Origin of the sequence: Comamonas denitrificans, from assembly GCF_042654745.1 — a bacterium.
Classification (GTDB): Bacteria; Pseudomonadota; Gammaproteobacteria; order Burkholderiales; family Burkholderiaceae_C; genus Comamonas; species Comamonas denitrificans.
Window position 1 is genome coordinate 93,295 of record NZ_JBHSEY010000046.1, and the last position, 26,201, is coordinate 119,495.

Consider the following 26,201-nt stretch of genomic DNA (forward strand, 5'->3'; position numbering starts at 1 on the left):
CATTTATTTACCTAAATAAGAATTCTTTCACCAGCGCCACTTGCTCTGGCTGCACCAATGTAGGGGCATGCCCCACACATTCAAGCGTCACGCTGTGTGCTTTGGGGCCGCGTTGGGCCATTTCCTGCACCGTCTGAGCGGTCAGCAAATCCGATTTTGCACCGCGCAGCACCAGCGTTTGCGCGGTGATCGCGTCATACAAATTCCAGAGCAAGGCTTCACCCTGCACGACCTGCTCCTGGGTCATGCCTTGCATCGGCACGGCAATTTTGGGGTCGTAGTGCAAGACAAATCCGCCCTCAGGCCCAGGGCGCAGCATCGGCTCAGACAAGGCCAGCCACTGTGCATCGGTATGCGGCCCAAAATCGGCCGACTGCACCCGCAGCCAGGCGGCACCTTCCTCCACCGAGGCAAAGCGGGGCGACTGGCCCACATACGTGCCAATGCGCTGCAGCGCCGACCACTCCAAGCGCGGCCCAACATCATTGAGCAATAAACGCCGAATCGGCACCGGCAAGGCCAAGTCTGGGGTTCCAGCAACCGCCATACCAATCAAACCGCCCATGCTGGTACCCACCCAATCGAGCTGCGCAATGGGGTACTGGGCATGCACCTGCGTGAGCAACACCAGCATATCGAATGCGTATTGCGGCACGCCATAGGCCATCGGATCGGCCAGCCAGTCGCTTTGGCCACGGCCTGCGATATCGGGGCAAATCACCCGTGCATGGTGGCTGAGCGCCTGCGCCAACACATCAAAATCACGTCCTTGCCGGGTTAATCCATGGACACAAACAATGACATGCGGATGGTCCACCTGACCGGTTTGGTTCCACTCCCAATAGCCCACACGGTGCTGAGTCACACCGTCTTCCCCGCCCGGGACGGCGCGGGCGGCACCGGGGCACATTACGTAGTTCAGCCTAGATTCAATCATGGTAGAAAACATGCCATGGGGCATTTGATAATGAATGCCTCATCGTAATTCATTCTGCTGCTATCAAAGAGAGGCAAAGTCATCATGCTCACAGGAAAAACTGCTTTAGTCACTGGCTCCACCAGCGGCATTGGCTTGGGGATTGCCCAAGCCTTGGCCGCCCAAGGTGCCAACATCATCCTCAATGGCTTTGGTGAGACTGAAGGCCCCATCGCGGCCGTACGCCAAGCGGCCGGCCAGCGTGCCATCCAAGTCGAATACCACGGTGCCGACATGAGCAAAGCCGACGAAATTGCCGCCATGATGGCTTTTGCCGCTGAGCGCTTTGGCCGGGTGGATATTTTGGTAAACAACGCCGGCATTCAGCATGTGGCCCCGGTGCAAGACTTTCCGGTGGAGAAATGGGATGCGATTTTGGCCATCAACCTCTCCAGCGCCTTTCACACCACCCGCTTGGCCCTGCCTGCCATGCAGCAAGCCAACTGGGGGCGCATCATCAACGTTGCCTCCGTGCATGGCTTGGTCGGCTCTGCCCAAAAATCCGCCTACGTCGCCGCAAAGCACGGCATTGTGGGCCTGACCAAAGTCACGGCCCTGGAAAATGCCACCACAGGAGTCACCTGCAACGCCATCTGCCCCGGCTGGGTACTGACTCCCCTGGTGCAAAAGCAAGTGGATGCCAAAGCGGCTGAGCACAGCATCTCCAACGCCGAAGCCACCAAACTGCTCTTGGGGGAAAAAGAGCCCTCGATGCAATTTACCACCCCCGAAGAGCTGGGCGGCTTGGCCGTCTTCTTCTGCTCACCGGCCGCCAACAACGTGCGCGGTGTGGCGTGGAACATGGACGGTGGCTGGGCTGCGCAGTAAGCGCACGGCCCCCTTTTTGTCGCTGCGCACAAAGGCCTGCACCAAGGTGCAGGCCTTCTTAGAACGTGTTCACGATCTCCTCATGGGTGTGCGGGCGCCGCTTCGGGCGGTCTGCGTCGTTGCAAATCCTCGCAATAGCCAAGCTATTGCTGTGGTTTGCGCCTCGCAACCCATCCCGAACCGCATCCCCCACACCTTCATTCGAGATCATGAACACGTTCTTAGTATTTGGCAATTTATGTAACTTTTAGTCAGGCAAACAGAAAATAACAATTAGTAACCACAGAACCCGGCACAATTGGCGCATGTTACAGATGCTGCCCGTTTGAAAGGATTTTGAGATGTCTACCTCCCCCAGCCGCACCGACAAAATCATTGTGGTCGATGACGATGCACGCATCCGCGACCTGCTGCGCCGCTATCTGACCCAAGAAGGGTTTGAAGTCTCGATTGCCGAAGATGGCAAAGCCCTCAACCGCTTGCTGCTGCGTGAAAGTGCCGACTTGATCGTGCTGGACTTGATGATGCCCGGTGAAGATGGTCTGTCCATCTGCCGCCGCTTGCGCGCGGCCCACGACCGCACCCCCATCATCATGCTGACCGCCAAAAGCGAAGATGTCGATCGCATCGTCGGCCTGGAAGTCGGGGCCGATGACTACTTGGGCAAGCCTTTTAACCCCCGTGAATTGCTGGCCCGCATCCACGCCGTTTTGCGCCGCCGCCCACAACCAGAAGCGCCAGGGGCCCCCAGTAGCGAGAATGAAGTGGTTAATTTTGGCCCCTTCTGCCTGGACTTGGGCACCCGCGTGTTACTGAAAAATAACGAAGAACAACCGCTCACCACTGGGGAATTTGCCATGCTCAAAGCCTTGGTGCGCCACCCCCGGCAACCCCTGTCACGCGAAAAACTGGCCTTGCTGGCCCGAGGACGTGAATTCGAGCCCTTTGACCGCAGCCTGGACGTGCAAGTCTCACGCCTGCGCAAACTGGTGGAAGAGGATGCCGCCAACCCGCGCTACATCCAAACCGTTTGGGGCGTGGGCTATGTGTTTGTTCCAGATGGTGCGCACTAATGCCCAATAAGCCCAGTTGGCGCAAAGTAGAGCTCAGCCTCTTTTGGCGCACCTTTTTTTTACTCGCCGTGCTGATGCTCTCCAGCACTGGCGGGTGGCTGCAGGCTTTGCGCGCCTTCAACGCCCAGCCCCATGATTTGCTGGCGGCAGAGCAAACGGCCTCGCTGGTCAATCTCAGCCGTGCCGCGCTGGAGCATGCCGATGGCATTACCCAGGTAGCCTTGCTTAAAACCCTGGCGGATCAAGAGGGGCTGCGCATTCGCGAACGCAAGCCCAGCGACAGCTTCAAGCCCATGGCAGTGACTCATGACAACCAGTACTTGCACGAAATCATCCGCCAGCGCCTAGGCCCAGAAACCATTTTGGCCAGCGATGTGAACGGACAAACCGGAACCTGGATCGGCTTTGACATTCACGACCGACCCCATTGGCTGTTGCTGGAGCAGCGCCCCCCTCCCGTCCTGCCCGAAGAAAAAACCTGGCTGCTGTGGCTGATGGTGGCCGTGGTGCTGTCTTTTGCTGGCGCGGCCATGATTGCCCGGCTCATTAACCAACCCCTCAAACAGCTGCGCTACGCAGCCACCCGGGTGCGTGAAGGTGATTTTCTCGATAGCCAACTGGATGAAGAGGCGGCCACCAGTGAAATCCGCGAAGTCAATATCGGCTTTAACCGCATGGCACAAAAACTTGCCAGCCTAGAGCAAGACCGCGCCGTCATGCTGGCGGGCATCTCCCACGATCTGCGCACCCCTTTGGCCCGCCTGCGCCTGGAAACCGAAATGAGCGTGACCGACGATGTCGCGCGGGAGCACATGATTGCCGACATCGTCCAGCTGGATGCAACGATTGATAAGTTTCTGGACTACGCCCGCCCCGACCACGTCCATCTCACTCCCATCAATCTGCATCAAGTGGTTTCCTCTTGCATGTACGCCGTGCAAAACCACCATGAGCTGCAAATCACCATGGAGGTTCCAGAGGACTGCGCCGTCTTGGCCGACGAGGTCGAGCTGGCACGGGTGATCTCCAACCTTTTGGAAAACGCACGGCGCTACGGCAAGACACCAGACACCGATATTGCCCAGGTCAATATCTCGGTGGACATCCGCCACCGCCACGTGCGCCTAAAAGTGCGCGACCACGGCAACGGTGTACCGCCCGCACAGTTAGCCAAGCTGATCGAGCCCTTTTTCCGCAGCGACACCGCCCGCACGGCCGCCGCCGGGGCGGGGCTGGGCCTGTCGATCGTCGATAAAACCGTGCAGCGCATGGGCGGCCATCTGACCCTGCAAAACGCCGAAGGGGGCGGGATGGAAGCACAAATTCACCTGCGCCGCGCCAGCGACCTGGGCCAAAAAACCGAGCAACGTCTGCAGCGGCCCGCCATCAAGCGCCAGCTTCCGCCCGGCGTAGAGGCGGATATTCAAAAATAATAGCTGCTTTCGCATATTTATCAACAAATTCAAGGGTTAAACCAATTAATTTGTTATAAATACTGCGCAAAACGCTCCTTTTATTTCACAGCCAGCCTGGCTTGCGCCTGCGCTCACGCCAAGCGCAACGTCGGCTGCACCGCAGGCAAGGCATAGGCCACATCGGCCAAATGAAAGCGCTGCACCAACCCGCGCAATTGCTCCGATTGCTGGTGCATGCTGCTGGCGGCCGCCGCGCTTTGCTCGACCAAGGCCGCATTTTGCAGCGTCATTTGATCCAAAGCGCCCACCGCCGCATGCACCTGCCCCACGCTATCGCGCTGGGCCGCCACACTGGCATTGATACCGTGCATCACCGTGCTGGCGCTGTAAATTGCTTGCACCACTTCGCTCATGGTGCTGCCGGCCGTATCCACCAGCCGCCTCCCATCGGCCACACGCTGCACAGAATCCTGAATCAACTGTTTAATCTCCCGCGCTGCCTGGGCGCTGCGCTGGGCCAATTCGCGCACCTCGGCCGCAACCACGGCAAAACCACGCCCTTGCTCACCCGCCCGGGCCGCCTCAACCGCCGCATTCAAGGCCAGGATATTGGTTTGAAACGCAATGCTGTCAATCACGCTGGTGATGTCCGCAATTTTTTCACTATGGGCATGAATGTCCTGCATCGTCGCCACCACTTCCCCCACCACTGCCCCGCCACGCTGGGCCACACTGGACGCTTGGCCGGCCAACTCAGCCGCCTGCTGCGCCCCATCCGCCGTGGTTTGCAAGGTTTGCACCAGTGCCTGCACAGCCCCTGCCGCTTGCTGCAAATGGCTGGAGGTTTGCTCTGTGCGCAAAGACAAATCGTGGTTGCCACCTGCAATTTCCGCACTGGCCAAAGCAATCGTGTCGCCACTATCACGCACCTCACTGAGCATTTGCGCCAACGAGCCACTCATGCTTTGCATCGATTGCAGCAACTGGCCAAATTCGTCTTGGCGCTGCACCTGCACCGCCACAGCCAAATCCCCTGCGGCAATTTGCCCTGCCACAGCATTGGCCTGCAGCAAGTCGCGCCGGATGCCATTAATCAATTGGTAAGCACCCAGCGCAATGAAGGCCAACAAAACCAGCATGTTAATCACGGCACCGCGCACCACGCCTTGGCGGGCCGCTCCCATTTCTGAACGCAGTGCCGCCAAGCTTTGGCCTGTGTGCTGCACCAACCCCTCAATCCCCTGCAAATAAGCTTGCGCTGCAGGCAAATAGGTTTGCGCAATCTGACTGGTGGCATCGCCATCGGCAGCGAAGATTTTTTGGCGCTGCTGCAAGGCCTGCTCACGCAACTGCTGCACCTGTTGCAACTGCAGTTTGTCTTGCGGTGTTTGCGCACTGGCTTGCAGCGCCTGGACCAAGCCCTCAATCTCCTGCTCATGCGCTGTAAAGCTTTTTTGGTGCTGCGCCGATTGCACCCCCGCCATGCCCGCAATCACAATCGAGCCCACCACCATGGTGGCCACGCCCAGCCACAACTTTTGCGTCACGCTCAAATGGGGCATCCTGCCCTGCTTGTTTTTGGCCACCAGAATCTCTCCTCATCAGCAAAAGCACGACCGTGCTAAACAAGGCGAGAGTGGACAATAACAACCCATCGGTCGCATTGGTGATTTCACCAATTGCGTGCAAAAACGCCCACCAAGGGCATCGCGGCGGGCGTTTGAAATTTGCCACAGCATTCGACCATGTTTTCCCTAGCCCAGGCCCTCACGGCTTGGGATTGCCCCAGCAAACTGGCATGATGGCGGGATTATTGATTCAGAGACAGCGATGACCGACACACCTATTTCCCTTGATAAAGCCATCACCCAGGGCCTGAGCGAAGTAACCCGCGAGCGCACACTAAGCACCCATGCCCAGCAGATGGGATCGGGCAACCCGAAAATCATTAATTTTCGGGGCGATATTGCTGAGAACTACCAATACGACAAAATCAAACCCCTGTCGTCCAAAGCCCAAGCCATGGGCAATGTGGTGATTATTCAAGGGGAAAGCCAAAAAACCGGACAAACCGCGCACTACCAAATTTTGGCCAATCAATGGGGCTTGCTCGAAGCCTTGGCACGCCTGGACTAAGGCTGCGCACTCTTGCCTGCCTGCGGCCCATTTCAGCCTTCGCGCTGGATGTGCCGCTCGACTTCTAAAGCGTTGGAATTGAACAACTGCATCGCCAGCACGGTTTCCCACAAAAAGCCGATCAGTGCCGCAATAAACGACACCACGCCAGCCAAAAAACTAAATATCGCCATGCGTTGGCCGTGCAGGCCCCACTCTTGCCCCAAGAACAGAAAAATAATCGTCAGGCCAATCAAAAAGCCGCACAAGGTCAGCAGCCCAATCGAGGCATTGGACAACCGCCCGCGCAAGTGCAAGTAACGCAACTCACGCAAATTTTTTTCGACTTCAGTGGTTTTACTGGCATTTTCCAAAGCCAACTCCACCACCCGCGCACGATCGACGATGCGGGCCAGCCGTCCTGCAACCACGGCAATCATGCCCGCCACAGCCGTTAAAAAAAAGACGGGAGCCAGTGCCAGCTGCACGTTTTGGGCAACGGTTGAAGTATCCATACCAAGATTCATACTAGGAACTGCACAGCAAAGGGGGAGCGATAGTAAGCAAATGCCACAGCAAAGCACAACTCTAGGGTCAATCCTAAATTTTGATATGCGTCAAACAAAAAACTACTAAGAGCATGGATATTTAGGGCACTACCAACTTAAACAAATTGAGGGCTGCTATGCAAATGCTGATTGATTTATTCTCCACCGACTATGGACTGATGAGCTTGGCGGTCATCGTTTTTCTGATCGTCATGTGGATCTGGTTCACAATTTTGTTCCTCGGCAAAATCCGCTTAGGTGAAGATCCGGAAAAAACACAAACAAATTTGCCAAAGCCTTAAGTTTTCTCTAGCTTGCGCAGGCAAGCAAAGTTTTAAAAAAGAGCTTCTACCGCTGATAAAAAATGGAATTCATGGTGTTTTCACCTTGAATTCCACGTATTTAAAGCGGTAGATGCTCTTTTTTTATTTAAGTTTTTTGCTGCTAGCAGCGTCTTTTGCGGCTTTCGCTTGGCCACTGGCGCGACCGAGCGACTTGCCTTTGGTGGCTTTGGCACTGGCTTTGCTGGCCTTCACCGCTTGAGCGCCGCCGGCCTTGTGCGTGGACGCGGTTTTCGCACCAGAGGGTACGCGCTGCTCAGCCTTGCCCACTTTTCCGAAGGCTAGGGCCTCATCAAAGCGTGCATCGGGGATCAATGCCCCCGCCATCTCTTCCTGCTCTTGCTGCTGTAGCAAGGCCGCCGTGCGCCGCGCCGCCCGGCTGCGGCCCGGGCCACGTTGCGGCAGCGGTGCAGCGGCCAGGTCTTTGCCCTCTTTCCCCTCTTTGCTCTCTTCCTGCACCAGGCAAAAATCAATGCGCCGGGCATCCAGGTCCACCCGGCTGACCTGCACTTGCATGCGGGTGCCAATGGCATAGCGCACGCCGGTGCGCTCACCGCGCAGCTCTTGGCGCATCTCATCAAAGCGGTAGTAGTCCCCACCCAGCTCGCTGATGTGCACCAAGCCTTCGACGTACATCGTCTCCAGCGTGACGAACAGGCCAAAGCTGGTGACCGCTGAGACCGTGCCCGAAAACTCTTCGCCCAAGTAATCGCGCATGTATTTGCATTTAAGCCAGGCCTCCACATCGCGGCTGGCTTCATCGGCGCGGCGCTCATTGGCACTGCAATGCAGGCCGGCGGCCTCCCAGCCTTGCATTTGCGCCTGAGCAACGCGGCTACGGGTTGCCTGGGCGCTTTGGGGGGCCGTGACCCGCTCGGCCAAGCGTTTGGCCAGCTTGGCCTGCGCTTCGCCGGGGGTGGGCAGCGCTGGCAGGGTGTAGGGCTTGTCGGCCAGGATGGCTTTGATCACCCGGTGCAGCAGCAAGTCCGGGTAGCGGCGAATGGGGCTGGTGAAGTGGGTATAGGCCTCATAGGCCAAGCCAAAGTGGCCAATATTCTCCGGGGTGTACATAGCCTGCATCATCGAGCGCAGCAGCATGGTGTGCACCTGCAACGCATCTGGGCGGTCGTGCGTGGCTTTGGCGATCGCTTGAAATTCAGCAGCGGTGGGATGGTCGCTGATGCTGGCAGGGATGGCCAAGGCTTTCAGGTAAGCCCGCAGAATTTCTATCTTCTCGATGGACGGTTTTTCGTGGACTCGAAACAGCGCCAAACGCTGGTTGTGCAAGATGAAATCACCGGCGCTCACGTTGGCTGCCAGCATGCACTCTTCAATCAGCCGGTGCGCTAGGGTGCGCTGGCTTGGCACAATTTTTTCGATGCGCCCCGCCTCGTCGCTGACGATTTTCGTCTCCACCGTGTCAAAGTCCACGGCACCGCGCGCTTCGCGGGCTTTGAGCAAGGCGCTGTACACCCCGTGCAAATCCAGGAGGTGTGGGACTAAATCTGCACGTTGTGCCGCTTCTGGCCCCCGGGTATTACTCAAGATCGCGGCCACTTCGGTGTAGGTCAGCCGGGCATGGCTGTTCATCACCGCCGGGTAGAACTGGTAGGCATGCAAATCACCATCAGCGGTAATCAGCATATCGCACACCAGGCACAGACGATCCACTTTGGGGTTGAGTGAGCACAGGCCGTTGCTCAGCTTTTCCGGCAGCATGGGAATGACCCGACGCGGAAAGTACACGCTGGTGGCACGGTCGTAGGCATCCACGTCAATGGCGTTGCCGTTTTGCACGTAGTGGCTGACATCGGCAATCGCCACGAGCAAGCGCCAGCCCTTGGCGCGGCCAATTTTGGCGCTTTCGCAGTACACGGCATCGTCAAAATCGCGGGCATCTTCGCCGTCAATGGTGACCAGCGGCACATCGCGCAGATCCACCCGGCCTTTGCGGTCTTTGGCCAGGACCTTGTCGGGCAATGCTTCTGCTGCGGCCAAGCAGTCCGCAGAGAACACATGCGGCACGCTGTATTTGCGCACGGCAATTTCAATTTCCATGCCCGGGTCATCGACCTCGCCCAGTACCTCAATCACTTTGCCCACGGGCTGGCCATACAGGGCAGGCGCTTCGGTCAAGGCAACAACAACGACTTGGCCCGATTTACCTTCCCCCGGCCCCTGCGGCAGCAGCACATCCTGGCCAAAGCGTTTGTCCTCCGGGGCCAATAGCCAGACACCGCTTTCTTGCAGCAAGCGGCCAATGAGTTGTTTGACGGGCCGCTCAACAATTTCCAGCACATGGCCTTCCGGGCGGCCTTTGCGGTCTTGCCCAATGATGCGCACGCGCACCTTGTCCTGGTGCAGCACAGCGCGCATTTCATTGGGCGGCAGATAGATGTCCGATTGCCCATCGCTGCGCAGCACGAAGCCATGGCCATCGCGGTGGCCTTGCACTTGTCCTTCAATTTCTTTTTGAAACTCGCGGGAATTATTGCGAGAGGTGTTTTTTTTAATATACAATTTGAGTCTTTCCTGAAATGCCCAGGTGGCGGAATTGGTAGACGCACTAGTTTCAGGTACTAGCGCTGAGAGGCGTGGAGGTTCGAGTCCTCTCCTGGGCACCAAGTTTAACGATATGCGGTGAAGCACTTCACCCAATTGTGAAAAGAATTCAGAGAAAAAAAGATTATTCAACGTGCTTTTAGCAAGAGCCCAGGTGGCGGAATTGGTAGACGCACTAGTTTCAGGTACTAGCGCTGCGAGGCGTGGAGGTTCGAGTCCTCTCCTGGGCACCAAAGCCGTTGATTGATTGTGAGTGATTAAAATTTTGCAGATAGTTTTGCTGAGTGCTACCACACTCCTAAGAAAAAGCAAAACGATCAGCCCAGGTGGCGGAATTGGTAGACGCACTAGTTTCAGGTACTAGCGCTGCGAGGCGTGGAGGTTCGAGTCCTCTCCTGGGCACCACATAAAAAGCCGTTGTGACATAAAAAGCCGTTGTGTTTACACAGCGGCTTTTTTTCGTGGGTGCGTTCATCCATCAAAAAACCCGGCCAAAGACCGGGTGGGCTATGAATAAAAAATAGCTTCATCCGCTTTGATCATAAGAATTTAAAGGCATTAAAACCTTTAAACTCATAAAATTCAAGCGGATGAAGCTATATTTAATATAGCAATAACCGTTTAATTGCTGCCGGGCACCTTGCCCTCCACCCCTTGCACGAAGAAATTGACCCCGGCAAGGAAGCCATCGTCCGCCACTTCACCGTCTTTCAGCACGACTTCGCCGCGATTGTTCACAAGGGGGCCTTGCCAGATGTGCAGGCTGCCGTCTTTTAAGCCAGCCTTGGCGGCGGCCACTTTGTCTTTGACCTCTTGGGGGATGTCATCGGCCATCGAAACCAAGTCGATTGCGCCTTCTTTCACGCCCCACCAGGCTTTGCCTTCGGCCCAGGTGCCATTCAAGACATCGTTGATCGATTGGGTGTAGTACGGCACCCAATTAATCGCTGCCGAGCCCAGGTGCGCTTGCGGGCCGTAGTCTTTCATGTCCGAATCCCAGCCGAAAGCACGCACGCCTTTTTCTTGGGCGGTTTTCAGCACCGCCGGGGAATCGGTGTTTTGGAACAACACATCCACGCCGCTGTTGATGAGGCTGGTAGCGGCCTCGGTTTCTTTGGGTGGGCTGAACCATTCATTCACCCACACCACCTTGGTGCTGATGTTGGGATTGACGCTTTGCGCCCCCAGGGTGAAGCTGTTGAGGTTGCGCAGCACCTCGGGAATCGGCACCGAGCCCACCACCCCCAGCTGGTTGCTTTTGGTCATGCTGCCAGCGACGATGCCGGCCAGGTAAGCGCCTTCATAGGTGCGGGTGTCGTAGGTGCGCACGTTGGCCGCCGTTTTGTAGCCGGTGGCGTGCTCCCATTTCACATCGGGAAAATCGGCGGCCAGCTTTTGGATGGTGTCCATGTAGCCAAAGGTGGTGCCAAAAATCAGCGTGTTGCCCTGGGTGGCCAGGTCGCGCAGCACGCGTTCGGCATCGGCCCCTTCCGGCACGCTTTCAACAAAAGTGGTTTCAATCTTGTCGCCAAACTGCGCCTCCAGCTGCTTGCGTGCTTGGTCGTGGGCAAACGTCCAACCACCATCGCCGACCGGGCCAATGTAGGCAAAACCGATTTTTAAGGGGCCGGTTGGGGTGGCGGCCGGGGCTTCTTGCGCCGTGGGCGCTGCCGCCGGGGCTTGTGCTTGGGGCGGTGTTTTTTCACCGCAGGCACTCAAGCCCAAAACAGCGGCGACAGAAACCGCTGCAAGTTGGAAAAATTGGCGTTTTTGCATGGTCTTCCTCGCGAAGTTTTAAAAATTTAGGGGGTGCCGGGCACTTGGCCTTCAATGCCTTGGACAAAGAAGTTAATCCCGCGCAAGAACGCATCGTCGGCCACTTGGCCAGCGGCCAGCACCTCTTGGCCTTGGTTGTTGCGGATCGGGCCAGTCCAGACAGCAAAGCTGCCATCCTTTAAGCCCGCTTTGGCGGCGGCCACTTTGGCATGAATCTCCTGGGGGACGATCTCGGGCACTTTGATCAAGTCCATCGCGCCTTCTTTCACTCCCCACCAGTAATTGCCGCCTTGCCATTGGCCATCCAGCGTGTCTTGCACCACTTTGGTGTAGTAGGGCTCCCAATTGATGACCGCCGAACCCAGGTGCGCTTTGGGTGCAAAGGCGCTCATGTCGCCATCTTTGCCAAAGGCGTAAGCACCGCGCTCTTCGGCCGTTTTCAGCACGGCTGGCGAATTGGTGTTTTGGTACATCACGTCCACGCCGCCATTGAGCAGGCTGCTGGCCGCTTCGGCCTCTTTGGGGGGGTTGAACCATTCGTTCACCCACACCACTTTGGCCTGAATGGCAGGGTTCACACTTTGCGCCCCCAGCACAAAGCTATTGACGTTGCGCACCACCTCCGGAATGGGCACCGAGGCGACCACGCCCACGGTATTTGTCTTGGTCATGCCCCCGGCAACGATGCCTGCCAGGTAGGCACCTTCAAAGGTTTTGCTGTCGTACACGGCCACGTTGTTGGCCTGTTTGTAGCCGGTGGCGTGCTCAAATTTGACGTTGGCAAAATCGCCAGCGGCTTTTTGCACGTATTCCTGAAAGCCAAAGCTGGTGGCAAAAATCAGCTGTGTGCCTTGGCCCGCCATGTCGCGCAAAACGCGCTCCGCATCGGGGCCTTCGGGCACGCTTTCGATAAAACTGGTTTGTACCTTGTCACCAAACTTGGCCTGCACAGCTTGGCGGCCCAGCTCATGCTGGTAGGTCCACCCTCCATCGCCGATGGGGCTGACGTACATAAAGCCGATTTTTAAGGGGCCAGCGGCCTGGGCCGACTCAGGGGCTGGGGCCGCTTGCGGTGGTGGCGCTTCTTTTTCGCCACAGGCGGCCAAAGCGACGGCGGCCAAAATGGACAGCGCCAAGGTTTTGCCCCCAACAGGGCGTTGTGCAAATAAAGTCATAAAGCAAACACACAGTATGAAAAAAGGCGAGCCCAGTGCGCTCGCCTGAAGCCCATGTTTACGATTGCCGCACAGGTAGGCAACAGCGGCCACCTGTGCGCAAAGCGCCAACACGTTCCAAGGAAAAAACGGTCAATTGCCTGGATAAAAAGGCTTACCCAACGAGGCGGGCATGTTCGCACGAATCCAAGTGGGGTTGCGCGAAATCAACACCAAAACAACGATGGTTGCCACATAAGGCAGCATCGACAACAGCTGGCTGGCCACCTGCACCCCTGAGGCTTGCAAGTGAAACTGCAGCATGGTCACCCCACCAAACAAATACGCGCCCAGCAGCACCCGCACAGGTCGCCAGGTGGCAAAGGTGGTCAGGGCCAGGGCAATCCAGCCCCGGCCGGCGACCATGCCTTCAACCCACAGGGGGGTATAGACGGTGGAGATATACGCCCCGGCCAAGCCACACAAAGCGCCCCCGGCCATCACCGCCAGCAAGCGGATGCGGCGCACGGGATAGCCCAGGGCGTGTGCCGAATCGGGCGATTCGCCCACCGCCCGCAGCACCAAGCCAGCGCGAGAGTGGTCCAGCCACCACATCAGCCCCAGCGCCAGCACCACGGCCAGGTACACCAACGGGTGGTGGTTAAACAGGGCCGGGCCGATCAGCGGAATATCGGACAAGCCCGGGATGCTGTACTTGGGCAAGGTCGGCATCTTGGCCTGGACGAAATTCAAGCCGGCAAAGGCAGAAAAACCGGCACCAAACAAACTTAACGCCAGCCCCGTGGCGTACTGATTGGTGTTGAGCCAAATCACCAGCACCCCAAAAATACCGGCCAGCACAGCACCTGCGGCCATGCCTGCGGCAAACCCCAGCCCTGTGCTGCCGGTGGCCACCACAGTGGCAAAACCGGCCAAGGCGGCGCACAGCATCATGCCTTCGGCACCTAAATTAACGATGCCGACCTTTTCATTGATCAGCAAGCCCAGCGAAGCCAGGGCCAATACCGTGCCCGCGCTCAGCGTCGAGGCAAAGAGTAAAGCGTAGGCATCCATGCTTAGCGCCCTCCTTGTGCAGCGGCAACTGCTTGGGCGCGCCCCATCCAGCGCACGCGGTAAGCGATCAAGGTATCGCAGGCCAACAGGCTAAACAGCAGCAACCCCTGGAACACGCCTGACAAGGCCTTGGGCAGCCCCAAACGGGATTGGGCCAACTCTCCCCCGATGTAAAACATACTCATCAAAATCGCCGAAAAAATCATGCCCACCGGGTGCAAGCGCCCCACAAAGGCCACGATGATGGCCGCAAAACCGTAGCCCGCTGGCACATACGGCGTGAGCTGGCCGATGGGGCCCGCTACCTCCAATGCCCCGGCCAAACCGGCGGTAGCCCCAGAGACCAACAGCGCCGTCCACAACGCACGGCGCGAAGAAAATCCCGCATACCGCGCTGCGGCCGGGGCCAAGCCGCCCACCTGCAGCGCAAAGCCAGCGCGGGTGCGAAACAAAAACACCCACAGCAGCGCAGCAGCACCCAAAGCCAGGAAAACGCCGATGTTTAAACGGCTTCCAGCTATTAATTTAGGTATTTGTGTAATCGGCTCAAACAGCTTCGATTGCGGAAAGTTGTAGCCGGCCGGGTCTTTCCATGGGCCATACACCAAGTAACTCAGTACCAAGGTGGCGATGTACACCAGCATCAGGCTGACCAAGATCTCATTGGCATTAAAACGGTCACGCAGCAAGGCCACGATGGCCGCCCAGGCCATGCCACCCAACACCCCGGCGAGCAAAATGACCGGAATAATCCAGCCCCCCGTGCTCTTGTCCGCCAGCAGCGCCACGCCACCGGCGGCCACCGCGCCGATGACAAATTGCCCCTCGGCCCCAATGTTCCAGATATTGGAGCGAAAGCACACGGCCAGCCCCAAGGCAATCAGCAGCAGGGGCGTGGCCTTCATGGCCAACTCGCCCAGTGCGTAGGCGGATTTGATCGGCTCCCAAAAAAAAGCTTGCAAGCCTTTCACCGGGTCTTTGCCCAGCAAAATAAAGAGCAGCACGCCAATGCCCACGGTCACCGCCAAGGCCAACAGCGGCGCCGCATAAGTCCACAGCTTGGATGGCTGCGGGCGTTGTTCCAACTTAAACATGCTGCGGCCCCTTCACCAGGGCATTTGCCTGCGCGGCTTCGCTGCTGGGCAGCACCTGCTCCATATCGGCCAAATGCTGTTGCACGTCGGCATTCCACAAGCCACTCATCCATTCCCCTACTTGCTGGACCGTGGCATCGGCACGGGCCACGCTGGGGCTTAAATGCCCTTTGGCCAGTACGTACAAACGGTCGCTTAACTCAAACAATTCATCCAGTTCTTCGCTCACGATGAGCACGGCACACCCGGCATCGCGCAGCGCCAAAATCTCGGCGTGAATTTGCGCGGCCGCCCCCACATCCACGCCCCAGGTGGGCTGGGCAATGATGATGAGCTTGGGCTGGGCGGCAATCTCGCGCCCCACAATGAATTTCTGTAAATTCCCCCCGGAAAGCGAGCGCGCTGGCGCATCGGCCCCCCCCGCTTTCACACCAAAACGCTCAATGATGGCCCGGGCCTGCGCCTTCAGTTGCCCCAGGTGCAACCAACCCATGGCCCCCACCGCATCGCTGCGCGTAAGCAGCAGGTTGTGCGCCAACCCCATGGTGGGCACCGCCCCCCGGCCCAGGCGCTCTTCGGGCACAAAGTGCAGGCCCAGCGCCCGGCGCTGCTGGGGGCCCAAGCGGGCCACGTCTTGGCCGGTGACCTGCACCATCGCGGGCTGCGCCCGGGTGTCTTCGCCGGACAAGGCCCGCAGCAGCTCTTGCTGGCCGTTGCCCGAGACACCGGCAATGCCCACCACTTCGCCACTGCGCACCTGCAGGCTCACATCGATTAAATCTACGCCAAACGCATCTTGGCGCGGCAGCAGCAAATCACGCACTTGCAATACCACGTCGCCGGCCTGCGCCGGGCGGTGCTCTAGCGCCGCAGGCTCGGCCCCAATCATCAGGCGCGAGAGCGAGGCGTTGCTCTCGTTTTGCGGCTGGCACACGCCCGTGACCTTGCCGCCACGCAGCACCGTGCACGCGGTACACAGGGCACGAATTTCGTGCAACTTGTGGCTGATATACAGAATAGAGCAGCCTTCGCTGACCAGCTGGCGCAAAACGACAAATAACTGCTCCACCGCCTGGGGTGTGAGCACCGAGGTGGGCTCATCCAAAATCAGCAAACGGGGATTGGCCAGCAGCGCCCGCACAATTTCCACCCGCTGCATCTCCCCCACCGAGAGGGTGTGCACGGGCCGCTGCGGATCGAGCTCCAAACCGTACTGGCGGCCTTTGTCGATCATGCGCTGCGTGACTTCGGCCAGGCTCAAGCTTTTGTCCAAGCCCAGCCACACATTCTGTGCCACGGTCAAGGTGTCAAACAAACTAAAGTGTTGGAACACCATGGCAATGCCCAACTGGCGGGCCTGCTGGGGATTGCGAATTTGCACCGGCTGGCCATCAAACAGCACCTGACCGGCATCGGGCTGGGTGCTGCCGTAGATAATTTTCATCAGGGTTGATTTACCCGCACCGTTCTCACCCAAGATGGCATGGGCTTGGCCTGGTTGCACGCTTAGACTGACCGCATCATTGGCCACCACAGCAGGATACCGTTTGGTAATACCCACCAACTGCAAACGCGGCGCACTGGCGGTTGCAGGTGACATTGGGGAGGAAGAATTCATGGCGGGCGATTTTCGCTGAAGTTGCGAGGCTTGCTGCCAAAGATACGCAGGAAGGCTTAAACGATTGACGGGCTATTTTTTATTTTTTTATAGCTATTTGCACTTTATTTGCCGATATTTTAAATACTTTTATTTCTAATGTTCAATAAAAATGACCCGAAAGTGCTCCCATTAAAAAATGGGGTCAAACCCAGCTGCGTGGTGCTGCCCAGCCAAGGCCAGGGCTTGGCATTGGATTTTTTGTGCCAACGCCTGCCTGCGGTCTCGCGCAGCGACTGGCTGCAGCGCATGGCTGCCCACGAAGTGGTCGATGAGCGGGGCCGCCCCGTCACCCCAGAAACCCCATTTTTGACCGGCCTGCGCATCTACTACTACCGCCAAACAGCGCACGAGCCGCCCATGCCTTTTCGGGCCCAGGTGCTGTACCAAGATGCCCACCTGGTCGTGGCCGACAAGCCGCACTTTCTGCCCGTCACCCCCGGCGGCAGCTACATCCAGCACACCTTGCTGGTGCAGCTAAAAAATCAGCTGGGCCTGCCAGACCTGTCCCCCATCCACCGCATTGACCGCGACACGGCCGGACTGGTACTGCTGTCCACCCAGCGCAGTGACCGGGGGGCGTACCAAGCGCTGTTTCGCGAGCAGCGTGTGCACAAAACCTACCAAGCCATCGCGCCTTACCGGCCCGAGCTTGGCTTCCCGCGCGAACACCACAGCCGCATGCAGGAAAGCGGCCACTTCATCCGCATGCACGAAGTGGCTGGCCCGCCCAATAGCCACACCCGCCTGACGCTGCTAGAGCACAACACCCACTGGGCCCGTTACCAATTGGAGCCCATCAGCGGCAAACGCCACCAACTGCGCGTACACATGGCGGCCCTGGGCATCGGCATCTTGGGCGATGGCCTCTACCCCGAGGTGAACGATGCACCGGAAGGCGACTTTTCCCGCCCGCTGCGGCTATTGGCACAAGCGATTGCCTTCACCGACCCCCTAACCCAGCAACAGCGCCACTTTCACAGCCAGTACACCCTGGGCGCATTGCCGCCAGCGCCAGAGCCAGCTCCGTCCGGCCAGCAGACCTGGCAAGGCCTGCCTGCAAATGCATAAAAACCAGATTCCTTATAACCAAATAAGAAAAAATTCCAATCCACGCCCACCAACCACCCCTAGACTATGCAACTTCTCACCCCACGGCCCGTGGCAATCGCAACCGCACCGCGACCCCCAAGGCCCTGGACACCCCACAACCTGCTTGTTTTCTTGTTTGATTGACCACCATGTTGAAAAAAACCCTGACTGCCGTTGCCATCGCCACCCTGGCCTTCACCGCCCAAGCCGCTGACGTGCTCAAAGTGGCCGCCACGGCCGTGCCGCACGCGGAAATCCTGAACTTCATCAAGCCCCAACTCAAGGCCGCTGGCATTGAGCTGCAAGTCAAAGAATTCAGCGACTACGTGCAGCCCAACGCCGCCGTGCAAGACAAGCAGCTCGATGCCAACTTCTTCCAGCACCAGCCCTACCTGGACAGCTACAACAAAGACCGCCAAAGCAGCCTGGTCACCGTGCCCAATGGCAAGGTTCACGTCGAGCCGTTTGGCGCCTACTCCAGCAAAATCAAAAACGTGGCCGAACTCAAAGACGGTGCCTTGATCGCCATCCCCAACGACCCCTCCAACGGCGGCCGTGCGCTGATCTTGCTGGCCAAGCAGGGCCTGATTGAACTCAAAGACCCCGCCAGCCTGACCCCCACCCCGCTGGACATTGTGAAAAACCCCAAAAAACTGAAATTCAAAGAGCTTGAAGCCCCCCTGCTGCCCCGCGCTTTGGCCGATGTGGATTTGGCCCTGATCAATACCAACTACGCCATCGAAGCCAAGCTCAACCCCACCAAAGATGCGCTGTTCATTGAAGGGGCTGACTCGCCTTACACCAACATCGTGGCCGCCCGCAAAGACCGCGCTGACGGTGCCGACATTGCCAAGCTGATGAAAGCCCTGCACAGCCCAGAGACCAAACAGTTCATCCTGGACAAATACCAAGGCGCGGTCGTACCGGCGTTCTAAGAACGTGTTCACGATCTCCTCATGGGTGTGCGGGCGCCGCTTCGGGCGGGCTGCGTCGTTGCAAATCCTCGCAATAGCCAAGCTATTGCTGTGGTTTGCGCCTCGCAACCCATCCCCAACCGCATCCCCCACACCTTCATTCGAGATCATGAACACGTTCTAAGCGCGGTTGGCCGACCAACGGCAATCCCCCCGGTCACGCCAGTGCAACACGCTTGTTTTTTGCACTGGCAAACAAAAGCCCCTCAAGGGGTTTTTGTTGTTTTTGATTGCTATGCATGGCCGCCATGCATAGCCTCTTTACTCAAAAAAATTCATAGATTTGCATATTTTTGATAAATCACTAATATCTATGAATGCCACGCCAAACTACACCCCCAGCCGACTACCCACAAGCCGTGCTCCAGCAAATTGAACAGCTGGCGCAAAACATCGTCATCGCCCGCAAGCGGCGCGGAGAATCACAGGCGCAATGGGCCAAAAAGCTGGGCATCTCGCAGCCCACCATGGCGCGTATCGAGCGCGGTGACCCATCCGTAGCCATGGCCTCGTACGTGATGTGCATGTGGCTGATCAACCAAGCTGGCGGGCTGGCCGACCTGATTGCGCCGCAGCACGACCATGCGGCACTGGAGAAGGAGGTGGCCAAGGTGAAGACAAAACGCAAAACACAGCCCAAACCAACCAAAGTGTTTCCGGCTTCCTCGCTTCGCCCAGTCAATATTGCTACGCCGCAACGCCTGCAATCAGCGCCTAGCCCAGCATCCGCAGGCCTCGCTGCCCTCCTCGCCAAGTCAGCCCCTAAAAAGCAATGACCCAGCCCAACACCGTATCGCCCCGCACTTATGTGCCCCAAGACCGGCTCTACGTCTGGGCCATGCTCAACCCCGACGCGCCCACGTTGGTAGGTGAGCTGGGCCTGTCTCAGCTGGTCTCTGATTGCGCCACCTTCACCTACGCGCCGCAGTGGTGGAACTTTGCCCTCAGCGAAGACCTGCCCCTCATTCAGGGGCAGACCTTCACCACTGGCCAGAAAAACACGGCCCCCGGTGCCATTGACGATGCCCGCCCTGACCGCTGGGGCGAGCGCATCATCCGCCACATCGACCGCCCCGCGCGCCTGTCCATTCTGGAAATGCTGCTCTTCGCCGGCGACGACCGCTTTGGTGCGCTAGGCATCTCCACCTCGGCCGATCAGTACATGCCCCGCTACCTCAGCCCCTATCCGCAGTTGAAGGATCTGGCCCAGCTGGCCACTGCGGTGGAAGACGTACAAAGCCAGGCCCCCATCACCGCAGAGATACAGCGCCTCATCCAACCCGGCGTTACCCTGGGCGGCGCACGGCCCAAGGCCCTGCTGCAAACTGACAACGGCCCCTGCGTCATCAAATTCAGCGAGGTTGACGACCCCGTGGACACCCCGCTGATCGAGCACGCCACCATGACGCTGGCTGCCCAAGCAGGCCTGTACGTCGCCAACACCGCCGTGCTGCCGCTGCCCATGCGCCACGGCAAATTGCGCCACGCCCTCACGATTGAGCGATTTGACCGCCTGGGCCCCTACCGCGTGCATTGCCAATCTGCCCACACCGCATTGCGCGCTGCGGGGCTGGAGCAAAGCTACAGCAATCTGGCCACCATCTTGCTGCGCCTGGGCCATCCAGACCGGCAAGCCGCCATGCGCGAAGAGCTCTTTAAACGCATGGTCTTCAACATCCTCATGGACAACACCGACGACCACGAGCGCAACCACTGCATCAGCCTCAATCTGGCAGACGGTTACTACGACCTCACCCCTGCGTACGACGTGGTGCCCAGCCTGCAAAACCTGGGCTATCAAGCGCTCATTGTCGGCACTGCAGGCGCTGAATCCAGCTTGGAAAACGCCCTCACCCAGATCAACGAATATGCCATCAAAAAGTCCCGCGCCATCGCGCTGGTGCGGCAGGTGGCCACCATCGTCGATCGCTGGGTCTCGCACTTCAGCGCACTGGGCGTCAGCCCGTCCGATATGGAGCTGCTCGCCTCCAGCATTGACCGCGATGCGCTAAGGCTGCAAAGACAGGCCTTTCTGTAAGCACCATTACCGCTCTTTTTTGTGGATCAGACTGCTGGACATACGCATCGAGCCAATCGCCCTCCGTGCGCCGAGGCTGACCGAATGCGCCGCTGGCCCGCTGCTCTTGCAGCACCGCCTCTCAGCGCTTGATCCACGCCTGCGCCAAAGCCTTCTTGGTGAAGGCCTGCGCTTCTGTGGGCACAATCGCGCCCTTGTCTTTAAGACGCATCTGCGCCGTGTATGGGAAGTAGCACCAACAAACTGAAACCGGGATGGTTAGGGATTGTTGGGCGTTTTTCGGGGTGCTACCGACGGTGCTACAACCCACAAAAAGTAGCTACTATGCAAGAGAAAATCGATAAAAAACAAAAGCTTAATCAGTACCCACGCCTTTCCGTTGCCCCAATGCTTGATTGGACGGATCGGCACTGCCGTTATCTGCACCGCCTGCTCTCACGCTATGCGCTGCTGTACACCGAGATGGTCACCACCGGTGCCCTGCTGCATGGCGATGTGGCGCGGCATTTGCGCTTGAATGCTGAAGAGCACCCCGTGGCCTTGCAACTGGGCGGCAGTGAACCGGCGGATTTGGCCCAGGCCGCCCGCTTGGGGCAGGAATGGGGGTATGACGAGATCAACCTGAACTGCGGCTGCCCCAGCGAACGGGTGCAGCGCGGCGCGTTTGGGGCCTGCCTGATGCGCGAGCCAGCGCTGGTGGCCGACGGCGTCAAAGCCATGCGCGATGCGGTGACGATTCCGGTAACGGTCAAACACCGCATTGGCATTGACCAGGACGAGAGCTATGGCTTTGTGCGCGATTTTGTCGGCACGGTGGCCGATGCGGGCTGCGAGGTGTTCATCGTGCACGCCCGCAACGCCTGGCTCAAAGGCCTATCGCCCAAGGAGAACCGCGATATTCCCCCGCTGCGCTATGGCGTGGTGGCGCAGCTCAAACGCGATTTTCCGCAGCTGACGATTGCTATCAACGGCGGCATCAAAGACAGCGCCACCGTGGCCGAGCAGCTGGCCCTGGTCGATGGTGTCATGGTCGGACGCGAGGCTTACCACAACCCTTGGTGGCTGACGACCTGGGATGAGCAATTTTTTGGCGCAGCGCCTTTTGCCCTGAGCCACCACGAGATCGAAGCGCAGATGGTGGCCTACATGCAGCGCGAGGCGGCAGAGCACGGCACCCACTGGTATGCCATTGCCCGGCACATGCTGGGCCTGCGCCACGGGCTGCCTGGGGCGCGGCATTGGCGCCAAGTGTGGAGCAACCACCGCTTGAAAGACCTGCCGGCCAGCGACGTTTCGCATATCGCCAACACCAAGCAAGATAAAAATGATAGCTTTTAACGCTTTATACGCTTGAAAAAACAAGAATCTTTAACAAAAATAGAAAAGTTAAAAACCCTGACTTGTATTGCGCGGGGAAAGGGCTTTTTGCTATATTTGCTGCACCGCAACATTTTAAGTTTGTCCTAATGCTGTACCACATTTACGAAGCGCAACGCTCCCTGCTCGAGCCCTTTGCCGATTTTGCGCAGGCCACCGCCAAGCTTTACAGCAACCCATTGTTGCCCCTGTCCAAATCGTTCGCCACCCAGCGCACGGTGGCAGCATTTGACCTGTTCTACCGCCTGGCCAAAGACTACGAGAAGCCGCAATTTGGCATTCAATCGGTGCAGGTCAATGGCGTGGACGTAACCATTCGCGAGCGCGTGGAGATTGACAAGCCCTTTTGCGAGCTGCGCCGCTTCAAGCGTTTTTCTGACCACCCCGCCACGCTGGACACCCTGCTGGGCCAGCCCCCGGTGCTGATCGTCGCCCCCCTGTCCGGCCACTACGCCACCTTGCTGCGCGATACCGTGCGCAGCATGCTGGGCGACCACAAGGTCTATATCACCGACTGGAAAAACGCCCGCATGATTCCCCTGTCTGAGGGCGAATTTCACCTGGACGATTACATCAACTACGTGCAGGAATTCATTCGCCACCTGCAGGCACGCTATGGCAACTGCCACGTCATCAGCGTATGCCAGCCCACCGTGCCGGTGCTGGCGGCCGTCTCGCTCATGGCCAGCCGGGGCGAAAAAACCCCGCTGTCCATGACCATGATGGGCGGCCCCATCAATGCCCAGCGCTCGCCCACCTCGGTGAACAACCTGGCCATGCAGCGCAGCTTTGAGTGGTTTGAGAACAACGTCATCCACCGCGTGCCCGACAACTACCCCGGTGCCGGTCGGCGCGTGTACCCCGGCTTTTTGCAGCACACCGGCTTTGTGGCCATGAACCCCGACCGCCACACCAGCAGCCACTACGATTACTTCAAGAGCCTGACGCGCGGCGACGAGGCCAGCGCCGAGCAGCACCGCAAGTTCTACAACGAATACAACGCCGTGCTCGACCTGGATGCGCCCTATTACCTGCAAACCATCCGCGTGGTGTTCCAAGACTTCAACTTGGTGCGCGGCACCTGGGATATTCGCAACCCCGAAGGCCAGTTGGAGCGTGTGCGCCCGCAAGACATCAAGGACACCGCACTCTTGACCATTGAGGGCGAGCTGGACGATATCTCCGGCATCAGCCAAACCCAAGCCGCCCACGATTTGTGCACCAGCATTGCCCCAGATGCGCGCCAGCACCTGGAAATTGCCGGCGCGGGCCACTACGGCATCTTCAGCGGCAGCCGCTGGCGCAAAGTGGTGTACCCGCAGGTGCGCGAATTCATCTTGCGCCACCACCCCAAACCATCGGTGCCAGCACAAGAGCCTGTCGAAGAAGTAGCGCCACCCGCTGAAAAGACAACGGTTTCTGAGCAAAAACAGTTTGAAATCATTATCAACACTGCGCAAACAGCTCCTGAAAACGCCAATCCTGCTACGGTGCAGACCCCTGCCCTGCCCGCTGCCCCGGCGCCCACAGCCGCCGCCCCGGCCACGCCTGCTGCCCCCGCCATTGTGGTGAATGCCCAGTCGGCCGGAAAACGCAAAGAAACCGGGCGTAAAGCCAAGCGCTAAGCCAAAGGGTTGCGTCCAACGCTAAACTCGGCGGCCATGACTGCAGCTTTTGCCACCAAGCCAGCCTTATCCGGGCTGGCTTTTTTGATTGACCAAGCCCTGCCGCAAACCCAGTGCACGCGCTGCGGCTACCCCGATTGCGCCAGCTACGCCAGCGCCATTGCTGCGGGCGAGGCCCCCATCAACCAATGCCCCCCCGGCGGGCAAGAGGGCGTGCAGCGCTTGGCCGCGCTGACGGGCCAGCCTGCGCAGCCCTTGAACCCACAATTTGGCATTGAAGGGCCGCTGACCGTGGCCCGCATTGACGAGGCCTGGTGCATTGGCTGCACCCTGTGCATCAAGGCCTGCCCGGTCGATGCCATCTTGGGGGCCAATAAATTCATGCACACCGTGGTGGCCGAGCACTGCACCGGCTGCGAGCTGTGCATTCCGGCCTGCCCGGTCGATTGCATTGAGCTGGATGTGGTCACCCCCCATGCCAGCGGCTGGCAAGCCTGGAGCCCGCAGCAAGCCGCCCAGGCCCGCCAGCGCTACACCCAGCACCAGGCGCGTTTGAGTGCCGCTGCCCCCACTGCCAGCGCCACCAGCACGGCGCACGATGAAAAAAGCGCCAAGGCCTCGGCCATTGCCCAAGCGCTGGCCAAAGCCCGGGCACTGCGCCAGCCCAGGGCATGAGCCGATAAGCCAGCCAATAAGCCGATGCCCAGGGCCAGCCCTAGCCGTTGAATTTTTTGTACACGCCACAGCCCAAATAGCCATCATCGAGCTTGCGCACGTACGACATTTTGGCTTGCACCTGCCCGGTCACTGGGTTGGTGAAGTCGTACTCCACCCAACCTGGCCCTTGCTCTGATTGGTTCACGATGGCGTTGAGCAAGCCCTGCCCATCCACCCCCGGCAGCTGGTGCACACTGGTGCCGACCTTGGCCGGGTTGCCACCAAACACGATGTAATTGCCCAGCGCATCGAGGATAAAAACATACATATCCTTGTAAAACAAGCGCTGCTGCGGGTCGGTTAAAAAATTCCAAAACTGCGGCCCCCAGGTGTGGGAGCGGCGCAACTGCACCGCACGATCGACCAGCTCAATGGCCTCTTGGGGCTTGCCTTGTTGCAAATGAAACCCTTGCACCGATTCCCCCAAAGTTCGGGCGCGCAGCTCCAGGCTTTGCGCCTGGTGTACGGCATCGCGCACCATGTGGGCGTTGTTTTGGGTCAGTTGGTCAATGTGGTGTATGGCCTGGCCAATCTGCGCCAAGCCATGGCCTTGTTCGCTGGAGGATTGGGCAATCGCCTCAACGTGCCCAGCCACATCGTGAATGCCCCGGGCCACCTGGCGCATATCCTGCCCGGCTTGGCGAATCAGCCGGGTGCTGTCGGTGACTTGGCGCACCGAATCCTCAATCAGACCGCGAATTTCCTTGGCCGCATCGCCCGAGCGCTGTGCCAAAGTGCGCACCTCGGAGGCCACCACCGCAAACCCGCGCCCCTGCTCGCCTGCGCGCGCGGCCTCTACGGCGGCATTGAGCGCCAGGATATTGGTTTGAAAAGCAATTGCATCAATCGTGCCAATGATCTCGGACATGCGCCCGGCGCTGCTCTCAATGGATTCGACAGAATTGACGGTCTTGTCCATCACCACCACGCCCGCATCCATGCTGGAGCGCACGTGTTGTGTCTGCTGCTGGGCGGCGGTGGCAGCCTGGGCATTGTTTTGCACGGCGGCGGTGATTTGCTCCACGCTGGTCACGGTTTGCACCACATTGCTGGCCTGCTGGTCGGTGCGCTCAGCCAGCAATTGATTGTCTTGCAGCAAAGTGGCTCCCGTGTGCGACACCAGGGCGGCATTGCTGAGCACATCGGCCACCATGCTGGACAGGGCAATCACCATTTTGTCCAGCAGCTGCGCCATCTGCGCCAGCTCATCGCGCCCCTGGGCCTCGACCCGCACCGTCAAGTCGCCCGCCGTGGCTTGGGCCATGGCCTGGGACAACTGCCCCAGTTGCTGCATCAGCACCGCTTGAAAAGCCCAGAGCACATACAAAAAAAGCGCCCCTGCGCCCAGCACCACCCCCAGGGCCGACAGGGTCGGCAGCGCTTGGACGGCCCATCCAGCGCCCGCCATGCTGCCCAACCCCAGCACGCTGACCAAGGCAAACTTGCCACGCAAGCCCAAACGCTTTAACACCCACATGGCTGGCGCCGTCATAAACACGTTTTTGACTCCTTTGCAAGCTTGTTTCACCTAGATGTGAACCATGTTATTGCAAAAAATATAGCAGCCTGGTTAGTGATTTCGACGGCGGATTCAAGTCCAAGTGCAACATTTGTTCAGTGCACTGAATCAGCCTGGAAGCTTAGCCGCTGCAAGTGCTGCGCATAGACCTCCAGGGGAGTGGAGTAACCCAAGGTCTGATGTTGCCCCCGTATTCCAGTCCCCGTCCTAGTCGCAATAAACCGCCTGGTCCGTTGATGGCTCCTG

At 58.8% G+C, this 26,201-nt stretch carries 21 protein-coding genes, 3 tRNA genes and 2 pseudogenes; 15 read left to right on the forward strand and 11 right to left on the reverse strand.

The genetic code is table 11. The features are described 5' to 3' along the window. Nucleotides 1–7: 7 nt before the first annotated feature. Nucleotides 8–937, reverse strand: a complete 930-nt coding sequence (locus tag ACFO24_RS09505) for an alpha/beta fold hydrolase (RefSeq protein ID WP_377738127.1) — start codon at nt 935–937, stop codon at nt 8–10. Nucleotides 938–1,021: 84 nt separating this feature from the next. Between ACFO24_RS09505 and ACFO24_RS09510 the strand changes: the two genes are divergently transcribed. From ACFO24_RS09510 to ACFO24_RS09520, 3 genes are all read left to right on the forward strand, one after another. Then, complete coding sequence (locus ACFO24_RS09510) at nt 1,022–1,804, forward strand: 3-hydroxybutyrate dehydrogenase (RefSeq protein WP_377738129.1); 783 nt, start codon at nt 1,022–1,024, stop codon at nt 1,802–1,804. Nucleotides 1,805–2,145: 341 nt separating this feature from the next. Then, nucleotides 2,146–2,877 (forward strand): osmolarity response regulator transcription factor OmpR, encoded by a 732-nt coding sequence (ompR, locus tag ACFO24_RS09515; protein ID WP_207574668.1) that lies wholly within the window; start codon nt 2,146–2,148, stop codon nt 2,875–2,877. Then, nucleotides 2,877–4,310 (forward strand): ATP-binding protein, encoded by a 1,434-nt coding sequence (locus ACFO24_RS09520; protein ID WP_377738130.1) that lies wholly within the window; start codon nt 2,877–2,879, stop codon nt 4,308–4,310. The genes ompR and ACFO24_RS09520 overlap by 1 nt, the downstream gene beginning before the upstream one ends. A gap of 113 nt (nt 4,311–4,423) precedes the next feature. Here the strand turns inward: ACFO24_RS09520 and ACFO24_RS13335 are convergent. Next, nucleotides 4,424–5,122 (reverse strand): annotated as a pseudogene (locus ACFO24_RS13335) (methyl-accepting chemotaxis protein); the annotation flags it as partial. 126 nt (nt 5,123–5,248) lie between these two features. Next, nucleotides 5,249–5,854, reverse strand: a pseudogene (locus tag ACFO24_RS13340) (HAMP domain-containing protein); the annotation flags it as partial. Between the two features lie 268 nt (nt 5,855–6,122). Between ACFO24_RS13340 and ACFO24_RS09530 the strand changes: the two are divergent. Next, nucleotides 6,123–6,428, forward strand: coding sequence for a hypothetical protein (locus ACFO24_RS09530; RefSeq protein ID WP_207574665.1), 306 nt, complete (start codon nt 6,123–6,125; stop codon nt 6,426–6,428). A gap of 32 nt (nt 6,429–6,460) precedes the next feature. Here the strand turns inward: ACFO24_RS09530 and ACFO24_RS09535 are convergent, their stop codons facing one another. After that, nucleotides 6,461–6,922: a DUF2721 domain-containing protein gene (locus tag ACFO24_RS09535; protein WP_377738132.1), complete on the reverse strand. Its 462-nt coding sequence runs from the start codon at nt 6,920–6,922 to the stop codon at nt 6,461–6,463. A gap of 170 nt (nt 6,923–7,092) precedes the next feature. Between ACFO24_RS09535 and ACFO24_RS09540 the strand changes: the two genes are divergently transcribed. Then, nucleotides 7,093–7,257 carry a DUF3149 domain-containing protein gene (locus ACFO24_RS09540; protein WP_377738133.1) on the forward strand — a complete coding sequence of 55 codons (165 nt, stop codon included), beginning with the start codon at nt 7,093–7,095 and terminating at the stop codon, nt 7,255–7,257. 123 nt (nt 7,258–7,380) lie between these two features. Here the strand turns inward: ACFO24_RS09540 and rnr are convergent, their stop codons facing one another. Beyond that, nucleotides 7,381–9,816, reverse strand: coding sequence for a ribonuclease R (gene rnr / locus ACFO24_RS09545; protein ID WP_377738134.1), 2,436 nt, complete (start codon nt 9,814–9,816; stop codon nt 7,381–7,383). 19 nt (nt 9,817–9,835) lie between these two features. On the opposite strand from rnr, the gene ACFO24_RS09550 reads away from it, so the two are divergent. The 3 genes from ACFO24_RS09550 to ACFO24_RS09560 all read left to right on the forward strand — a co-directional run bounded on the left by ACFO24_RS09550 (nt 9,836) and on the right by ACFO24_RS09560 (nt 10,263). Then, a tRNA-Leu gene (locus tag ACFO24_RS09550) sits at nt 9,836–9,920 on the forward strand. A gap of 86 nt (nt 9,921–10,006) precedes the next feature. Beyond that, nucleotides 10,007–10,091, forward strand: a tRNA-Leu gene (locus tag ACFO24_RS09555). An 87-nt stretch (nt 10,092–10,178) separates the two neighbouring features. Next, nucleotides 10,179–10,263: transfer RNA gene (locus ACFO24_RS09560), tRNA-Leu, on the forward strand. Between the two features lie 216 nt (nt 10,264–10,479). Here the strand turns inward: ACFO24_RS09560 and ACFO24_RS09565 are convergent. From ACFO24_RS09565 to ACFO24_RS09585, 5 genes are all read right to left on the reverse strand, one after another. After that, nucleotides 10,480–11,634 (reverse strand): BMP family ABC transporter substrate-binding protein, encoded by a 1,155-nt coding sequence (locus ACFO24_RS09565; RefSeq protein WP_377738135.1) that lies wholly within the window; start codon nt 11,632–11,634, stop codon nt 10,480–10,482. A gap of 26 nt (nt 11,635–11,660) precedes the next feature. Then, entirely contained in the window at nt 11,661–12,809 is a 1,149-nt protein-coding gene (locus ACFO24_RS09570) for a BMP family ABC transporter substrate-binding protein (RefSeq protein ID WP_207574660.1), read from the reverse strand. Between the two features lie 132 nt (nt 12,810–12,941). Then, nucleotides 12,942–13,862: an ABC transporter permease gene (locus tag ACFO24_RS09575; RefSeq protein ID WP_377738136.1), complete on the reverse strand. Its 921-nt coding sequence runs from the start codon at nt 13,860–13,862 to the stop codon at nt 12,942–12,944. A gap of 2 nt (nt 13,863–13,864) precedes the next feature. Then, nucleotides 13,865–14,956, reverse strand: a complete 1,092-nt coding sequence (locus ACFO24_RS09580; RefSeq protein WP_377738137.1) for an ABC transporter permease — start codon at nt 14,954–14,956, stop codon at nt 13,865–13,867. Continuing rightward, entirely contained in the window at nt 14,949–16,574 is a 1,626-nt protein-coding gene (locus tag ACFO24_RS09585) for an ABC transporter ATP-binding protein (RefSeq protein WP_377738138.1), read from the reverse strand. Before ACFO24_RS09585 ends, ACFO24_RS09580 begins: the two co-directional genes overlap by 8 nt. A 138-nt stretch (nt 16,575–16,712) precedes the next feature. Here ACFO24_RS09585 and ACFO24_RS09590 point away from each other — a divergent pair, with 138 nt between their 5' ends. The 7 genes from ACFO24_RS09590 (at nt 16,713) to ACFO24_RS09620 (ending at nt 24,394) form a co-directional block, all read left to right on the forward strand. Further along, nucleotides 16,713–17,684 (forward strand): pseudouridine synthase, encoded by a 972-nt coding sequence (locus ACFO24_RS09590; RefSeq protein WP_207574656.1) that lies wholly within the window; start codon nt 16,713–16,715, stop codon nt 17,682–17,684. A gap of 170 nt (nt 17,685–17,854) precedes the next feature. Continuing rightward, the gene (locus ACFO24_RS09595) at nt 17,855–18,640 is read left to right on the forward strand and encodes a MetQ/NlpA family ABC transporter substrate-binding protein (protein ID WP_207574655.1); all 786 of its coding nucleotides are present in this window, start codon (nt 17,855–17,857) and stop codon (nt 18,638–18,640) included. A gap of 356 nt (nt 18,641–18,996) precedes the next feature. Continuing rightward, nucleotides 18,997–19,455, forward strand: a complete 459-nt coding sequence (locus ACFO24_RS09600; RefSeq protein ID WP_377738139.1) for a helix-turn-helix transcriptional regulator — start codon at nt 18,997–18,999, stop codon at nt 19,453–19,455. Then, nucleotides 19,452–20,717 (forward strand): type II toxin-antitoxin system HipA family toxin, encoded by a 1,266-nt coding sequence (locus ACFO24_RS09605; protein ID WP_377738140.1) that lies wholly within the window; start codon nt 19,452–19,454, stop codon nt 20,715–20,717. Before ACFO24_RS09600 ends, ACFO24_RS09605 begins: the two co-directional genes overlap by 4 nt. Nucleotides 20,718–21,041: 324 nt before the next feature. Further along, entirely contained in the window at nt 21,042–22,055 is a 1,014-nt protein-coding gene (dusA, locus tag ACFO24_RS09610) for a tRNA dihydrouridine(20/20a) synthase DusA (protein ID WP_377738141.1), read from the forward strand. A gap of 128 nt (nt 22,056–22,183) precedes the next feature. Next, on the forward strand, nt 22,184–23,719 hold the full coding sequence (locus ACFO24_RS09615) for a polyhydroxyalkanoate depolymerase (protein ID WP_377738142.1): 1,536 nt from the start codon (nt 22,184–22,186) through the stop codon (nt 23,717–23,719). Between the two features lie 36 nt (nt 23,720–23,755). After that, nucleotides 23,756–24,394: an RnfABCDGE type electron transport complex subunit B gene (locus tag ACFO24_RS09620; RefSeq protein ID WP_377738143.1), complete on the forward strand. Its 639-nt coding sequence runs from the start codon at nt 23,756–23,758 to the stop codon at nt 24,392–24,394. A 40-nt stretch (nt 24,395–24,434) separates the two neighbouring features. Here the strand turns inward: ACFO24_RS09620 and ACFO24_RS09625 are convergent, their stop codons facing one another. Next, nucleotides 24,435–25,928: a methyl-accepting chemotaxis protein gene (locus tag ACFO24_RS09625; protein WP_377738144.1), complete on the reverse strand. Its 1,494-nt coding sequence runs from the start codon at nt 25,926–25,928 to the stop codon at nt 24,435–24,437. Nucleotides 25,929–26,201: the final 273 nt, after the last annotated feature.

Excerpts from the sequence above, each read along its gene's own strand:
- ACFO24_RS09505 (WP_377738127.1), bottom strand. The coding sequence starts at position 937 with ATGATTGAATCTAGGCTGAACTACGTAATGTGCCCCGGTGCCGCCCGC.
- ACFO24_RS09510 (WP_377738129.1), top strand. The coding sequence starts at position 1,022 with ATGCTCACAGGAAAAACTGCTTTAGTCACTGGCTCCACCAGCGGCATT.
- ompR (WP_207574668.1), top strand. The coding sequence starts at position 2,146 with ATGTCTACCTCCCCCAGCCGCACCGACAAAATCATTGTGGTCGATGAC.
- ACFO24_RS09520 (WP_377738130.1), top strand. The coding sequence starts at position 2,877 with ATGCCCAATAAGCCCAGTTGGCGCAAAGTAGAGCTCAGCCTCTTTTGG.
- ACFO24_RS09530 (WP_207574665.1), top strand. The coding sequence starts at position 6,123 with ATGACCGACACACCTATTTCCCTTGATAAAGCCATCACCCAGGGCCTG.
- ACFO24_RS09535 (WP_377738132.1), bottom strand. The coding sequence starts at position 6,922 with ATGGATACTTCAACCGTTGCCCAAAACGTGCAGCTGGCACTGGCTCCC.
- ACFO24_RS09540 (WP_377738133.1), top strand. The coding sequence starts at position 7,093 with ATGCAAATGCTGATTGATTTATTCTCCACCGACTATGGACTGATGAGC.
- ACFO24_RS09565 (WP_377738135.1), bottom strand. The coding sequence starts at position 11,634 with ATGCAAAAACGCCAATTTTTCCAACTTGCAGCGGTTTCTGTCGCCGCT.
- ACFO24_RS09570 (WP_207574660.1), bottom strand. The coding sequence starts at position 12,809 with ATGACTTTATTTGCACAACGCCCTGTTGGGGGCAAAACCTTGGCGCTG.
- ACFO24_RS09575 (WP_377738136.1), bottom strand. The coding sequence starts at position 13,862 with ATGGATGCCTACGCTTTACTCTTTGCCTCGACGCTGAGCGCGGGCACG.
- ACFO24_RS09580 (WP_377738137.1), bottom strand. The coding sequence starts at position 14,956 with ATGTTTAAGTTGGAACAACGCCCGCAGCCATCCAAGCTGTGGACTTAT.
- ACFO24_RS09585 (WP_377738138.1), bottom strand. The coding sequence starts at position 16,574 with ATGAATTCTTCCTCCCCAATGTCACCTGCAACCGCCAGTGCGCCGCGT.
- ACFO24_RS09590 (WP_207574656.1), top strand. The coding sequence starts at position 16,713 with ATGTTCAATAAAAATGACCCGAAAGTGCTCCCATTAAAAAATGGGGTC.
- ACFO24_RS09595 (WP_207574655.1), top strand. The coding sequence starts at position 17,855 with ATGTTGAAAAAAACCCTGACTGCCGTTGCCATCGCCACCCTGGCCTTC.
- ACFO24_RS09600 (WP_377738139.1), top strand. The coding sequence starts at position 18,997 with ATGCCACGCCAAACTACACCCCCAGCCGACTACCCACAAGCCGTGCTC.
- ACFO24_RS09605 (WP_377738140.1), top strand. The coding sequence starts at position 19,452 with ATGACCCAGCCCAACACCGTATCGCCCCGCACTTATGTGCCCCAAGAC.
- dusA (WP_377738141.1), top strand. The coding sequence starts at position 21,042 with ATGCAAGAGAAAATCGATAAAAAACAAAAGCTTAATCAGTACCCACGC.
- ACFO24_RS09615 (WP_377738142.1), top strand. The coding sequence starts at position 22,184 with ATGCTGTACCACATTTACGAAGCGCAACGCTCCCTGCTCGAGCCCTTT.
- ACFO24_RS09620 (WP_377738143.1), top strand. The coding sequence starts at position 23,756 with ATGACTGCAGCTTTTGCCACCAAGCCAGCCTTATCCGGGCTGGCTTTT.
- ACFO24_RS09625 (WP_377738144.1), bottom strand. The coding sequence starts at position 25,928 with ATGACGGCGCCAGCCATGTGGGTGTTAAAGCGTTTGGGCTTGCGTGGC.